The organism is Leptotrichia hofstadii, assembly GCF_007990525.1.
GTDB classification, from domain to species: domain Bacteria; phylum Fusobacteriota; class Fusobacteriia; order Fusobacteriales; family Leptotrichiaceae; genus Leptotrichia; species Leptotrichia hofstadii.
The window spans coordinates 944218-958140 of sequence record NZ_AP019823.1; the positions used below are offsets into that span (position 1 = coordinate 944218).

Consider the following 13923-nt stretch of genomic DNA (forward strand, 5'->3'; position numbering starts at 1 on the left):
TGAAATATATAAGAAAAACACCTTTATTTAATGAACTTAAAGCAAGTAATATATAAAATAGCAAAAAAGATAAATCTAATTTTTAAATAAAAAACAGGAACAAATTTTTCTCTGTACCTGTTTTAAAATCAAATATAAAATAAATTAGAATGAAACACCAAGTCCGACACCAACGTGTGAATTCTTATCCTTCGTATCATATCCACCATTTACTGTGAAATTAAAGTTTCCTGCTTCAAATCCTACTTTTACGTCGCTCTTGAAGTTTCCACGTCTTTCGTATTTTGCACCTTTTAAGTTGATTTTAGTGCTTGTATTCGCAAATTTAGCTTCGTTTGCCTTGCTTTCAACTTTTCCTAGTTCATGTTCATAGCCAAGTCCTAAAGATGCCTTGAATTTAGTGTTTTCTGTAATTGGAGCGGAATATCCAACTTCAACTCCTGCAGATGGTTTTACAGAATAGTAATTGCTTCCTTTAACTTCCATATTTAAAGTTCCGTCTTTTTCCTTAATTTTTGAAAATTTACCATAGCCAAGTTTTAGACCAGCGTAAGGTTTAACTGTAACATTTTCTCCAACTTGGAAAGTTTTTCCTAATTCGTTCTTGATTGCAAATCCGTAAGCATTGTAGTTAGCCTTGTTTTCATAAACATTATTTCCAATTACAAATCTTCTCTTCATATCGTTTTTAGAAACAAATCCATCTCCGCTTAAAGTCCACTCAAGATTATTCAAGTCAAATGTCTTGTAAGCACCTAATTTAAACATTGTTACATTTTCTTTTGATTTTCCACTGTCTTTAAATTTGAAGTTGTTAATAACTGTTCCAGCATAAATTCCTTGTTTTGCATCAGCATTGTTGAATAAATATGAAATTCCGTAAGCTGAGCTGTTTGAATCTGCTAATTCTGGCGTTCTTGCCTCATATTTATCCCTGTTAAAGAAAGTAGAAACATGATGTCCAGATTTATCAGCATTTTCTTTTTGTAAAGCAGAAAGTTTGCTGTCTAAAATATCATCAGTCTGTGCAATTCTCTGCTGAACATTGATATATTGATTTCCGTTAATTTCACGGTAAGTTCTTGTCAACGCCTTTCTATCGCTCAATGTATTTAAGTAGTTGAATACTTGCTTATCTTTTGAATCTGCACTAGTTCCAGTATATTTCTCATCCAGTCCATCAGCTACTTCTGTAGAAGTTTCACTATCTGCAAATTTCGCATAGGATTGTTTTTTCAAAGTAACTTTTTCCACTTTGTTATTTTTAATTTCTGAATCAGCTTCCCATACTAAAGAACCTGTTTTTACATTCCAGTTCGCAATATTACTTGCCTCAATAGATTTATTAAATGGATCAAGCACATCATTTCCAACAGTTACTTCAGTAGCGTTAGTTTTTTCAGTAGCTTCTGCACCGATTAATAAATCTGCACTTTGTAATCCTAAGTTTGAAAGACCTTCTATTGGTTTTGTTTTTCCTAATGTGTCTACGTAAACTCCTAAATCCCCATTAATTGGTTTTGTTTTATTTGAGAGAACTTTAATAGTTCTTGTGTTGTCTACACGGTCTCTTACGGCACCGCCACTAACTTCAATATCTCCATAATTCTTAATTATTCCACCAGCGATAACTATTCCCGCACCATCAGCAGAATCAATATGAATCGTTCCATTATTTGTAAATTCTGAATTTTTTCCAACGACTACACCAATTGCATCTTTTGGAGTTCCAACAGTTGTTATCGTACCGCTGTTTGTACCTTTAGAACCATTTGCTAAGTACATTCCGATACCGCCATCCTTAGTGATGCTGATAGTTCCTTTGTTTTCTAAAGTATTTCCGTTGATTCCTGCCATACCGATTGAATCTTTACCGATTTCTATAATTCCGTTGTTTATCATTTTTGCATTTGGATTATCGCTGTACATTCCCATGCTTGGGTTGTTTCTGTCAGATGAATCACCTATTCTAATTTTTCCAGTAGAACCAAAATATTTTTGATTTTCTACATTATAGGCACCATCTCCGCCAGCATAGATTCCGATTGACTTATCTCCGTAAAGATTGATTTCTCCAACGCTTCCAATTACATCTTGTGGAGTATCTGAAGCTGCAGGATCTTTCTTCTGGTTACGGACATTTGACCACATTCCGATTACATTTGTTGCTGTACTTTCAATTTTTCCGTTGCTTAAATTTGTAATAAATCCTTTGTTATCAAAGTAAGGCTTGTCCATATACATTCCTGTAGAATTTTCTCCGAGCAGAATATCTCCGTCGTTTCTTGCAGAATTGTGCGGAATAGGAGCAGAAGGTCCAAGCAGTCCATAGTCAAATTCAGATTCTGCACTCCAGTAAACCGCAACAGAGTTTTTATCAACAGAAATTTTTCCACGGTTATCAAAGTTTGACGCAGTACCGTATGCTCCGATTGAGTTGCTACCTTTCATATCGATAGTACCACGGTTATAGTTCATATCGTTTGGAACAAATTCATATTCAAATCCATACAATCCTTTAATTCCAATTTGATTGTCTTTTGTTCCAGTAATTGTTTTACCAGAATTAATAGTGAAAGTAGAATTTGTAACATCTACTTTATTATACAAGTCGTTAGGATCGTCCAAGTTTACATCCTTGTCTACAAAAAGTCTGGAATTATCAAATTTAACTAATTTATAGCCAGTACCATTAATTGTTGGTCTTTGATTCGCAGGAATTTTTGAAAGAAGATCTGAAACATTAGTTTTAGATAATTCTACCTCAACACCTTTAAGTACGAACAAATATGAATTAGGCTCCATATTGAATGTCAATTTATCAGCATTGTTTATAAGTTTTGTAAAATAATGCTTAACGGCTTCCTGAGGATCTGTAAAAAAGTGTGTGTTTCCACTGTAAACGCTATTTCCTTCAAAAAATGCCATTGCTCCTCCACCTGCTTTTACATCCATTGTTGTTGGAACAGCTATAGTAAGCGGTTTTGTAGCTGAACGGCTCAGGTAAAATCCAACTTCCCTGTCTTTAACTTCATAATGATTCCTGCTGGCAGTTTTAGGTGCGTCCAGTTTTTCTCCAGCAATGTTATATGCAAAAATGTCTAATTCTGAATTAGGAATTGCACCGAGATTTACCTTTTGGAATCTCGCATCAGTGCTTACTGTTGGAGCGCCGGGAGTTGACGGATTAGCAGGATTAGCAGGGTTTGATGGCGTAACGGACCCGTTATTTCCACCGTTTCCAGGAGCAGACGGATTGGCGGGGGCAGCAGGGGTATTTTTGTTTTTGCCAATAAGCCTGTTTCTTATGCTTCCTACATCATTTGCACAGCTTACAATTGCTAGAAGCGATATTACAAATAGCATTAATTTTTTGGTTTTTTTCATAAGAACCATCTCCTTAAAAAATAAAATTTTTTCATATTTTAACAGTAATACAATTTCTGTTATTTATCTACAAAATTATTATAACTCATAAACTATAAAAAGTCAACACTTAATTATATACTTTTTTAAAGTAATACAATTTCTGTTTTTTTTTAGAAATTTAGAAGTTGTTAAAACTTCCTGAAATTCAGCAAATAAAAAAAGCTCCCTTACTTTGAATAAAACAGCTAATTTTTGTATTTATTAATTTAAGATTTTAACTTCAGAAACAGAAATTAAAACAGGTGTAAAATGATGCCCTGTATGAGAATGGTAAAACGAACCTGTAACTTGAATACGTTTACCGTAAGCATTACGTGATTTTAAATAGTTTATGTGTTCTTCTGAAGGAGCCATTTGAATTATGCTTTGGTTGGTTTCTGTTTCATTAAATTCGTCCCCTCCATTTGCTACGACTGTAATTGGCGAGCTTAATTTTAAAACATACGGTTTTTGAATGCCCGTTTCTGTTTCAAATTCCTTAATTCCAAAAGTTCCGACAATTGTAACAGGCTCATCATATTTGTATGTAGATTTATTAGGATTTTCAGAAATATGCTTTTGTTTATTTTCAGCATTTTTATCAGAAATCAAATCACTTTCCAAAATCAGTTTCCATTCGCCATTTACATTTTCAAAAACAAGATAGGAAGGATAGTCCTTTGTACCTTTTTTGGTCGTAACTTCCTTGACAAATTCAGCTTTTGCCTGCTTATTGGAAATTTGCGTAACAGTAATATCTCCTTTTATTTTTTGTCCATAAACAGAATTGTTTGCAAAAAATTTCTTTTGATCTGAAATATAGTATGCTTTAGTAACAGAGGACTGATAATATTCAATTTTATCTCCTAAAATTTTTTCTAAGGTATCAAAGTCAGCATTACTTGAGGCTTCGTTCCAGACATTAACCATTTTTTTAATTTGTTCTTCGCTTGTTTATTCCGTTTGTATAGGTTTTTCGATGGCAGATGAGGAAATGTTATTTTCTTTTTTTTCACATGAGAATAAAGATAGAAGTACTGCTAGTAATAATAAAATTTTTTTCATCCATTGCTCCTTTCACGATTAAATTTTATTGAAATCAATAATCTTAAAGTTGTTAAATAGTTAAAAAATTTTTAGTTTATAAAATTATTAGTATTTCTTCTATTATATTCATTATACTATGATTTTTATAAATGTCAAATTTTAGCTTTACTTAATTTTAAAGGAAGTAATAAAGTTCTTTGGCAAATCCTTTTATGACGTTCAAAAATAAAAAACACTCAGAGAATAGCTTTTAAGACTATTTCTCCAAGTGCCTTTTAATTTTATTTCTTACAAGAGTTTTCTATAACATTATTTTATAAATTTTTTATTTAGTCAACAAATTCTGCATCTTCTAAATATAAATTGTTATAACCATTTCCATAAAATTCAACTGTATAAGTATAACCTTCTTCAAGTCTATCAAAAATACCATCTGTAAATGTAAAGTATTTACCAGAATCTAAACTTCTACATGTTGAAGAGTTATAATTAACATCTGTAACCCTACAACTTACAACATATCTTGAAAATCCTAACATTCCACATACTAAAAAGATTCCTAAAATTAATTTTTTCATCTTAAATCACTCCTTGTTTTTTATATTAAATTTTTTTAAATTTAGTAAGCAATATAATTACTTTTTAATAGAATAATACTTCTAAAGTTTAATTGTAACAGTTTAATTTTACAATTATTCTTTTTGAAATTTTGTGTTCTATAATTTTATGGTAAATTGCTTTCCTCATTTTTACAATCTAATTATACAACAAAAAAATTAATATGTCAACTATTTTTTTAAAAAAATTATGTTTTTATTTATAGTAAACTAATAACTGTTGTTTTTAGAAGTTGTTTACAGAATAAAAAAACATAAATTTTAAAATGCACTAAGACTTTTTTTAATTAAATATTAGGTAAAAAGTATAATTTGGTATAGTGTTGGAGTTTAGTTTAAGATACACTCGGTTCATTTAAAATGGAACTGCTAAAAATTATATAAATTTAAGGTTTGAGTAAAATAGTCATAGCTTTTGAGTTCGGTTTTAAAGAAGTTTTACTATGTAAGTAATTTTTTCAATTTGCTTTTTTATAATTTTGAGTATATAATATAAAATAAAAAAAAGTAGGAGAAAAAATGAAAATATATACTGCCCCAATGGCTGGTACTACAGATTATTCTTTTAGAAAAATACTTGAAAAATTTGATCCAGATTTTTTGTTCACAGAAATGGTAAATGCTAATTTATTAAATCGTGAGGATGACACTACAATAAATGAACTTTTAAAATGTGACTATAAACAGCGAACTGGAACACAAATTTTTGGCGGAGATAAAGAAGAATTGATTTCAGGAATTTTAAAGCTGAAAAATTTGGGATTTAGAAAAATTAATATAAATATGGGATGTCCACAGCCTAAAATTATAAAAAATGGGGCAGGTTCAGCACTTCTTGAAAACGCTGACTTAGTTGATCAGGTTCTTTTGGAAACGCAAAATATTGGTGCTGAAATTTCGATAAAAATACGTGTTGGCTATAAAGATTTTGACAATCCTGAAATATTTTTGAATTTGGCAAATAAGCATAATCTTGATTTTATATGTGTGCATGGACGGACTCAAAAGCAAATGTATTCTGGAACTGCCAACTGGGAAATTGTTGAAAAACTAAGTAAAATGCCAAGAAATGTTGAGTTTTTTGGAAACGGCGATTTATTTGAGCCTTCTGAAATACAGCAAAAAATAGCCTCCTGCAACCTTGACGGTATAATACTTTCACGAGGAATAATTGGAAATCCTTGGTTAATTTCACAAGCAAGGGAATTTCTACAGACTGGAAAAGTAAACACTATTCAAACTTTTGATGAAACAAAATCACTTGTTTTGGAACATTTGCAAAATATCGTGAAAAATAAAGGGGAAATGAAGGCTGTGCTTGAAATAAATAAATTTCTACGTCCATATTTTCAAAAATTTTGGGATAAAAATTTGAATAGAAATAGGGAAATTGCAGTAATTGAAAACTTTTATGATGAAAATTTAAAAAGTAAAATTGATAAAATTATTTTGGAAAAAGAAATTGTTCAAAAAATAAAGATGATTGAAATGTTGTAAATAAAGTTTTAAATAAGTTTTTTTATTGAAATTCTTAATAAAAAAGGGTATAATCACAGTTGAGAATTAACTGTGATTTTTTTAAAGGAGAGTGCAAAAATGATTTTTACAAATGTGAATGATGAAGTACAAAACCAAAATTTGGCAAAGGATATTCAATTTTGTATTGAATATGCGAAAAAAAACGAGAACAAAATTTTATCACTTGTACATGGAAGTTATGATGTGGAATACAATGATATTAAGATGAATGTTGGAAAATATTTTACAAAAGGGGAAAATGAGAAATTCTGGGAAAGTCATAAAAAATATCTAGATGTACAAATTATGATTAATGGAACTGAAAGAGTTGCAATTGGTAATATTCAAAATATGAATGAAAAAAGTTTTGATTTTGAAAAAGATTTAGTAATTCTAAAAGGAGAAAAAGCATTTGATGTAATTATGAAAAAGGGAGATGTGCTTGTACTTTTTCCAAATGATGTTCACAAGCCTGAACTTAATGTTTCTGAAAATGATGATTCTGGGAATATAAGAAAAATTGTTACAAAAGTTGTTTTTAAAATTGAAATCAATAAAATGAATATTTAAAACAAAACTTTATAACTAAAGAAAATAATAAAAAAGGAGTTTAAAGATGTATTTTCCAGAGCCATTGAAACAAGGAGATAAAGTGTTTTTAGTTTGCACTTCTTCACCTATTTTTTCAGAAGATATTGAAAAATGTAAAGAAACTGTGAAAAACTTAGGTTTTGAGCCAGTCTTAGGGGAAAGCCTTTTTGAGAATATTGGAGGATATATGGCGGGAACGCCTGAAATTAGGGCAAAAGATTTACACAAGGCTTTTTCTGATGATGAAATTAAAGGAATTTTTTGTGTGAAGGGCGGATTTAGTGCTTCACAACTTTTGAATAAGCTGGACTATGAATTGATAAAGAAAAATCCTAAAGTTTTTGTGGGTTATAGTGATGTTACAAATTTGAGTATTGCTTTTAATCAGAAGTGTAATTTGGGAGTTTTTCACGGTCCTATGGTAAAATCGAATATGTTTAATGATTTTAATGAGTTTACAAAAAAATCTTTTTTTAATGCTTTGGATAAGAAAAAAGGTGAAAAATGGTTATTTAAAAATCCAATAGATGAAAAAACTGGAACAGAAAAAGAAACTTCACTTCTGTATAAAAAAGATTTTGAAAATAAAAAAATAAACGGCAAATTAACTGGCGGAAATCTTTCAATAATTGTTACAACTTTAGGAACAGATTATGAAATTGATACAAAAGGAAAAATATTTTTTATTGAGGAAATTGAAGAGGAAATCAGCAGAATTGACAGAATGATGACACATTTGAAATATGCTGGAAAATTTGAAGACTGTAATGCGGTTTTGTTAGGTAATTTTGCGGGCTGTGAAAATACTTATGGGGAAAATTATGAGTTAATGGACTTTTTAAAAGATTTTTTCAAGGATTATGAAAAGCCTGTAATTTATGGACTTGAAAGTGGACATGAAAAGCCTGACTTGGTAACAATGCCGATGGGAGCAAAATGTACTTTGAAGATTAATGAAAATATAAATGAAATTTATTTTGAAAAATAGAAGTACAGAAAATAGTATAAATAAATTTACATAGAAAGAAGGAAAAAATCAATGTTTTTTGATATGCATGCAGATGTGTGGACAGATAATTTTTGGGAATATCAGAAGGGAAATAAAGATGTTATTAGAAATAAATATAAAGAAAAATTCTTAAAAGGAGGTCTTTCTGGAGGAATTTTTGTTATTTATTTGAATGTAAATGAAGTGGAGAATGCTGAAGAATATTTTTTTGCAGATTTGCGAGCAATGACTGAGGAATTGTATCATGCAAGAGATTTGATAAAGGTTATAAAAGAGCCATCTGATTTTAAAATTTTTGAAAATTGGAAAACTACTAAGGAAGAAGATAAAAAGTTTGGGGTTATGCTTGGGATAGAAGGGCTTCCAGGGATTGGAGATAAACTTGACTATATTTATTTATTAAATCAGCTTAGTGTGCGACATATTGGAATGACTTGGAATGAAACAAACGCTTTTGCAACAGGGCAGAGCGGAGATAAAAACAGGGGATTGACTTCACTTGGAATTGATGCTGTGAGAATAATCAATGAATTGGGAATCCTGCTTGATGTTTCCCATGCCAACGATAAAACATTCTGGGATATTGCCAAACATTCTAAAAAGCCTTTTTTTGCTTCACATTCTAATGCCAGAAGCCTTTGTCCGTCAATGAGAAATTTGACTGATGATCAAATTTTATGTATTGGTGAGCGAGGAGGAATGGTCGGAATGAACAGTTACCACAATTTTGTCAGTCAAAATGAAAATGAGAAAAATCTAGAAATGCTTTTAAATCATTTAGAGTATGTAGCTGAAAAAATTGGACTGGATAAAGTCGGATTTGGACTTGACTTTGCGGAATACTATACTCCAGAAGGAGAAGAGGCTGATGGACTTCTTGGTCTTCACGATGTTACAGAGTTAGGAAATGTTAAGAACGCCTTGAAAAAAAGAGGATATTCCGAAAATGAGATTGAGATGGTAACGTATAAAAACTTTATTGACTTTTTTGGAAGAGTGAGAAATTCCAAATAAAAAATAATAGTAAAATTGAGAAAAGAAAGGAACTTAATAAATGAACAATAAAAGAAAACCAATTATAGGAATTACTACTTCGCTGGAATTAAACCCCAAAAGACTGAATGATCATAAGACAATAGTTTCTGTGGATTACAGCAAGGCGATTATAAACGCTGGAGGAATACCGTTTATTTTGCCAATAACAGAAAATATGGAAGTTATAAGGGAACAAATTCAGCATTTAGATGGTCTTTTGCTTTCTGGAGGAGGAGATCCTGATCCGATTTTATATGGAGAGGACTGTCTGCAGGAAGTTGGGAGCATTACGCCAGAGCGGGATAAATTTGAGCTTACAATTTTGGATGAGTTTATGAAAACTGGAAAGCCTATTTTGGGGATTTGCCGTGGATTGCAAATTGCAAATATCTATTTTGGCGGAAGTTTGTATCAAGATGTAAAATATATAGACACAACTGTCAATCACATGCAAAAGTGGCTTCCTGACTTGCCTACACACGATATAAATATTGAAAAAGACAATATTTTATTTGAAATTTTTGGTGAAAAAACAAGAATTAATTCTTATCATCATCAAATGATAAAAGATTTGGGAAATGATTTGACTGCTATTGCAAAAGCAAATGATGGGATAATAGAAGCTTTTCAAAATAAAAATCATAAATTCTTTTACGCAGTACAATGGCATCCTGAAATGATGGCAGTTCGTGGCAATGAGAAAATGCAAGAGATTTTTGATAAATTTATTGAAAGTTGTGGGAAATAAAAAATATTTTAAAATTATATAATGGAATTCTAATCAAAAAAAAAAAAAAAACGATAATGAAAGCATATTATAAAAAATATCTAGTATAATTTCAACAACTAAAATATTTTAAAGGAAGTGTAAAAAGGTATGAAAAACTTGATTAAAATTTTAACAGTAATTTTGCTGGGATTAAGTTTGACTGGATGTGAATTGTTTGATCCAAGAGAGTAGCAAAAAGCTACAGAGTATCGAAGAGAAAGAGGTATACACTGTTATGAACGCCGTAATGGAAATGTTCGTTGTGAGGATAAAGATGGAAATGACGTAACGTATGGAATGTAAAAAAATATTGAAAGGAATGTTATTAAGAAATATATGTGCAGGACAGAGGAATAGTATTATTAGCATAATATATTTAAAAAAAAGTGAAAAACTAAAATTAATTAGTAATTCACTTTTTTTCATTTCAGATTTTTTATTTTAGTACCATAAAAGATTAATTCCATTTTCTTTACATTCTTTTACGATTTCAGGAGTCCAAACTGAAGCCTGAACTTCCCCAATGTGAGCTTTTTGTAATAAAAACATGCAAATTCTTGACTGTCCGATTCCTCCACCGATTGTCAATGGCAATTCATCATTTAAAAGCATTTTATGAAAATCAAGATTTTTTCGTTCTTCTAAGTTCAATTCCTTCAATTGACGTTCTAACGCCTCTTTATCTACACGGATTCCCATTGATGATAATTCTAACGAACTGTCAAGAATTGGATTCCACATAATCAAATCTCCATTTAGTTCCCAATCATCATAGTCTGGAGCACGTCCATCGTGTTTTTCTCCTGATTCCAGCACTTTTCCAATTTGCATAATGAAAATTGCACCTTTTTCTTTTGCAAACTTGTCTTCTCTTTCATTTGGAGTCAATTCAGGATATAAATTTTCCAGTTCTTGTGAAGTAATGAATGTTACTTCCTTTGGTAAAAATTTTTCAAATTTATTGAATTTGTCTGTCAATTCTTTTTCTGCATTTAAAAAGACTTGATATATTTTTTTTACAGTGTCCTTTAGAAAGTCCAAATTTCGATCTTCTTTTGAAATAACTTTTTCCCAGTCCCACTGATCCACATAAATTGAATGAGTGTTATCCAGATCTTCATCTCTTCTAATGGCATTCATATCTGTATAAATACCTTTTCCAGCCTCTACACCATATTGCTTCAGTGCTATTCTTTTCCATTTTGCAAGTGAATGCACAATTTCCAATGTTGTGTCTGGCATTTCCAGCATTTCAAAAGAAACAGGACGTTCAACGCCATTTAAGTTATCGTTAATTCCTGCTGACTTTCTAACGAACATAGGTGCAGAAATTCTTGTTAAGTCCAATGCTTTCGCAAGCTCTCTCTCAAAACAGTCTTTTGCCACTTTTATAGCAATTTCTGTTTCCATAATCCCGTATTTTGGATCATAATTTTTTGGAATTATAATACTTGACATATACTCTCCTTCTTTCACAGTTTTTTTATTCTACCTGTAAATGTTATCAAAATTCTTATTTATTGTCAAATTTTTTCTTTTTCTTAAAAAGAATATTTATAAATACTCAGATAAAAGATTTTTTTAACTTAAATTGCAATATTAATTGTGCCAATTTTTTCTAAAACAACACCTCTTATCTTAAAGTTGAGAATGAAAATACTGTTTTATCTATTTTCTGAATGTAATACAATAAAATCTGTTATTCCATAAAAAGTCTGTCTTCTTTTCTTTTACACTTTCAGGTATGCATTCCTGAATTTCACTTAAATCAAAATCTGTATTCCTGTAGTAATTTTTTGTAAAAATACTTTTCTTATATTGAGTTCCAATAAAATCTGCGGTTTCATCTGCTATCATTATTTTTGAACCAGGTTTTGATACACGGATCATTTCTTTTATAGCTAGAGCCTTATCAGTAAAAAAATTAATTCCTCCTACATGAAAAACAATATCAAAAACATTGTCCTTAAAAGGTAAATCTTCTGCACAGCAATTTACTAGTGCGAGATTTGTTTTTTTTCTCCAAATTGAATGACATTTTTTTAACATACCACGGGAAATGTCTATACCTGTAAAATCTAAAGATTTTAAATCAACATTCTGTGGAATAAAATTTAAATCCTTTCCAGTACCGATGGAAACGTACAAAACAGAAATACCATTTTTCCATTCCAGATGTTCCATAAGATTTTTTCTCATTTCAGAAATTGTATTCCCATATCTGAGCAGTCCTATCCATTTTTCACCAAAATCATACCAGAATGATAATTTATCATACATATTCATATATTTTTTATTATCTCCTAAAAGATAATTCCTGTTTACATATGAAAAAATTTTTTCTTCTCCTTTTAAGCTTTCAATATTGATATTTTCTTTCAATTTTTTCAGAAATTTTTCCTCATTGGTTCTTATCATAGTGCTCTCCTTTAATTTTTTATTGTATAAATTAAATATATTTATAGTGAATTTTTTTTTAAATTAAGTAGATGATTACTATATAAATAAAAAAATAGATATTATTTTTAAATTTTGTTTTAAAACATTATGATTATATTATTTTTATTCTAAATTACAATATTAAATGATCAAACGAGCTGGGATTAGTGCATAACACTATCACCTAAACATTTAACTCATAAACATGTAAAGCATATAGGAATAACTGTTATTGCGATGTGAAAGGGACGATAACTGATACTCTTTATGCTTAAAAAAAGGAAAAATCTAAAATAAAGTTACCCTTTTATTAATTTAACTGAATAATTAGATATAAATTGAAATTGTTTTAGTTTGTCAAATAAATATTAGGCTGTTTGTAATAAAAAAACTATTTAAGAATTTAGTGAGAAATCTTTTTTATATTATTTACAATATTTTCTATATCATTCATTAATAAAGATTGATTTTCTTCTGAATACATATGTGAAAAAAGAGAATTTAGATTTTCTTCAAAGTTTTCAGGCAAGATTTTGCATTGTTTTTTGCAAAGTTGAATTAAACGTTTTTCACCAGGGTGTGTTATCTCGTTTATTGCGAATAATAAGTCAAAATATGAAGCTAGAAATTCTGTTATTCTGTGATTTATACTGACAAAATCTTTTCTTGAAATTGCTTTTTTTATTTGGTTTGGGTATGCTGGCATTGAAGAGTCTATTAATTCCAGCTGTCTTTTTATAATATTTTCTTTTAGCTGTTTTGGGTAATTTATGGTATATTTGTTTTTGTATTTTTCAAGAGTCCCGTTTTTATCATATAAAATTTTGCAAGTAATTAGATTGTGCCACATGCAAGTTGTGTAAGAATTGCTTGGGTGATATTCAGCAACAACCCTTTCGATACCTTTCATAAAATCTTTCATGTCTCGGTAAAGAATGTCTATTTCGATTCCGTTATTTAGGACACAATTATCTTCGTATTCCCAAAAGCTGTTTCCAATTTCCATATAACTGCAGAATTTTTTTAGAATATTTTTTCTTTTTTCTTCGCTAATTGGGGAATTTACGTAAAGATACACATCGTAATCTGATTTTTCATCATAGTTTTCTCCCGCTCGTGAGCCTCCTAATGCAATTGCTTCAACTTCTTCCAATAAAGACAGTTCTTTAAATAATTGTTCTACCATTTTTCCTCCTAGTTTTACAAATTTAATTATGTTAATGTTTGTATTCTATCATTAAATATTAGATTTTTCTATAATTTTTTGATAGATAGAAATAATTAAAAGGTGTTTTGAAATTATTATTTTGTTTAAAATTGAAACTTTAACAAGTTTTATTATTTTAATTTAAGATATTTACAACAAAACGGAAATAATTTGATTGTCAAAATAAATAATGATATAATATTTATGCATTTTAAAACAAGTGTTTAAAGTTTTGAATAAAATATTTCCAAAAAAATCTAATCATTAAGCAAAGTAATTTTTA

The 13923-nt window shown here is 29.6% G+C and carries 11 protein-coding genes; 5 read left to right on the forward strand and 6 right to left on the reverse strand.

Translation table 11 applies throughout. The features are described 5' to 3' along the window. Positions 1 to 144: 144 nt before the first annotated feature. The 3 genes from FVE77_RS04435 to FVE77_RS04445 all read right to left on the reverse strand — a co-directional run bounded on the left by FVE77_RS04435 (position 145) and on the right by FVE77_RS04445 (position 5033). Positions 145 to 3387 carry an autotransporter outer membrane beta-barrel domain-containing protein gene (locus FVE77_RS04435; RefSeq protein WP_026746630.1) on the reverse strand — a complete coding sequence of 1081 codons (3243 nt, stop codon included), beginning with the start codon at positions 3385 to 3387 and terminating at the stop codon, positions 145 to 147. 243 nt (positions 3388 to 3630) lie between these two features. Further along, positions 3631 to 4338 (reverse strand): DUF4431 domain-containing protein, encoded by a 708-nt coding sequence (locus FVE77_RS04440; protein WP_232052961.1) that lies wholly within the window; start codon positions 4336 to 4338, stop codon positions 3631 to 3633. A gap of 446 nt (positions 4339 to 4784) precedes the next feature. Further along, positions 4785 to 5033 (reverse strand): hypothetical protein, encoded by a 249-nt coding sequence (locus tag FVE77_RS04445; RefSeq protein WP_006804646.1) that lies wholly within the window; start codon positions 5031 to 5033, stop codon positions 4785 to 4787. 558 nt (positions 5034 to 5591) lie between these two features. Between FVE77_RS04445 and FVE77_RS04450 the strand changes: the two genes are divergently transcribed. From FVE77_RS04450 to FVE77_RS04470, 5 genes are all read left to right on the forward strand, one after another. Beyond that, positions 5592 to 6569 (forward strand): tRNA dihydrouridine synthase, encoded by a 978-nt coding sequence (locus FVE77_RS04450; RefSeq protein ID WP_026746629.1) that lies wholly within the window; start codon positions 5592 to 5594, stop codon positions 6567 to 6569. A gap of 99 nt (positions 6570 to 6668) precedes the next feature. Continuing rightward, positions 6669 to 7160 (forward strand): YhcH/YjgK/YiaL family protein, encoded by a 492-nt coding sequence (locus tag FVE77_RS04455; RefSeq protein ID WP_026746628.1) that lies wholly within the window; start codon positions 6669 to 6671, stop codon positions 7158 to 7160. Between the two features lie 46 nt (positions 7161 to 7206). Further along, on the forward strand, positions 7207 to 8169 hold the full coding sequence (locus FVE77_RS04460) for a S66 peptidase family protein (RefSeq protein WP_026746627.1): 963 nt from the start codon (positions 7207 to 7209) through the stop codon (positions 8167 to 8169). A 51-nt stretch (positions 8170 to 8220) separates the two neighbouring features. Next, positions 8221 to 9204 carry a dipeptidase gene (locus FVE77_RS04465; protein WP_026746626.1) on the forward strand — a complete coding sequence of 328 codons (984 nt, stop codon included), beginning with the start codon at positions 8221 to 8223 and terminating at the stop codon, positions 9202 to 9204. 40 nt (positions 9205 to 9244) lie between these two features. Continuing rightward, entirely contained in the window at positions 9245 to 9973 is a 729-nt protein-coding gene (locus tag FVE77_RS04470; RefSeq protein ID WP_026746625.1) for a gamma-glutamyl-gamma-aminobutyrate hydrolase family protein, read from the forward strand. A gap of 462 nt (positions 9974 to 10435) precedes the next feature. Here the strand turns inward: FVE77_RS04470 and asnA are convergent, their stop codons facing one another. From asnA to FVE77_RS04490, 3 genes are all read right to left on the reverse strand, one after another. Beyond that, positions 10436 to 11452: an aspartate--ammonia ligase gene (gene asnA / locus FVE77_RS04480; RefSeq protein ID WP_026746624.1), complete on the reverse strand. Its 1017-nt coding sequence runs from the start codon at positions 11450 to 11452 to the stop codon at positions 10436 to 10438. A 210-nt stretch (positions 11453 to 11662) separates the two neighbouring features. Then, the gene (locus FVE77_RS04485) at positions 11663 to 12412 is read right to left on the reverse strand and encodes a class I SAM-dependent methyltransferase (protein ID WP_026746623.1); all 750 of its coding nucleotides are present in this window, start codon (positions 12410 to 12412) and stop codon (positions 11663 to 11665) included. A 424-nt stretch (positions 12413 to 12836) separates the two neighbouring features. Then, the gene (locus tag FVE77_RS04490) at positions 12837 to 13619 is read right to left on the reverse strand and encodes a nucleotidyltransferase domain-containing protein (RefSeq protein WP_026746622.1); all 783 of its coding nucleotides are present in this window, start codon (positions 13617 to 13619) and stop codon (positions 12837 to 12839) included. Positions 13620 to 13923 lie beyond the last annotated feature (304 nt).

Bases quoted from the DNA above. Each gene is read 5' to 3' on its own strand.
- FVE77_RS04470 (WP_026746625.1), top strand. From the start codon at position 9,245: ATGAACAATAAAAGAAAACCAATTATAGGAATTACTACTTCGCTGGAA.
- FVE77_RS04455 (WP_026746628.1), top strand. From the start codon at position 6,669: ATGATTTTTACAAATGTGAATGATGAAGTACAAAACCAAAATTTGGCA.
- FVE77_RS04490 (WP_026746622.1), bottom strand. From the start codon at position 13,619: ATGGTAGAACAATTATTTAAAGAACTGTCTTTATTGGAAGAAGTTGAA.
- asnA (WP_026746624.1), bottom strand. From the start codon at position 11,452: ATGTCAAGTATTATAATTCCAAAAAATTATGATCCAAAATACGGGATT.
- FVE77_RS04465 (WP_026746626.1), top strand. From the start codon at position 8,221: ATGTTTTTTGATATGCATGCAGATGTGTGGACAGATAATTTTTGGGAA.
- FVE77_RS04440 (WP_232052961.1), bottom strand. From the start codon at position 4,338: ATGGTTAATGTCTGGAACGAAGCCTCAAGTAATGCTGACTTTGATACC.
- FVE77_RS04445 (WP_006804646.1), bottom strand. From the start codon at position 5,033: ATGAAAAAATTAATTTTAGGAATCTTTTTAGTATGTGGAATGTTAGGA.
- FVE77_RS04460 (WP_026746627.1), top strand. From the start codon at position 7,207: ATGTATTTTCCAGAGCCATTGAAACAAGGAGATAAAGTGTTTTTAGTT.
- FVE77_RS04485 (WP_026746623.1), bottom strand. From the start codon at position 12,412: ATGATAAGAACCAATGAGGAAAAATTTCTGAAAAAATTGAAAGAAAAT.
- FVE77_RS04450 (WP_026746629.1), top strand. From the start codon at position 5,592: ATGAAAATATATACTGCCCCAATGGCTGGTACTACAGATTATTCTTTT.
- FVE77_RS04435 (WP_026746630.1), bottom strand. From the start codon at position 3,387: ATGAAAAAAACCAAAAAATTAATGCTATTTGTAATATCGCTTCTAGCA.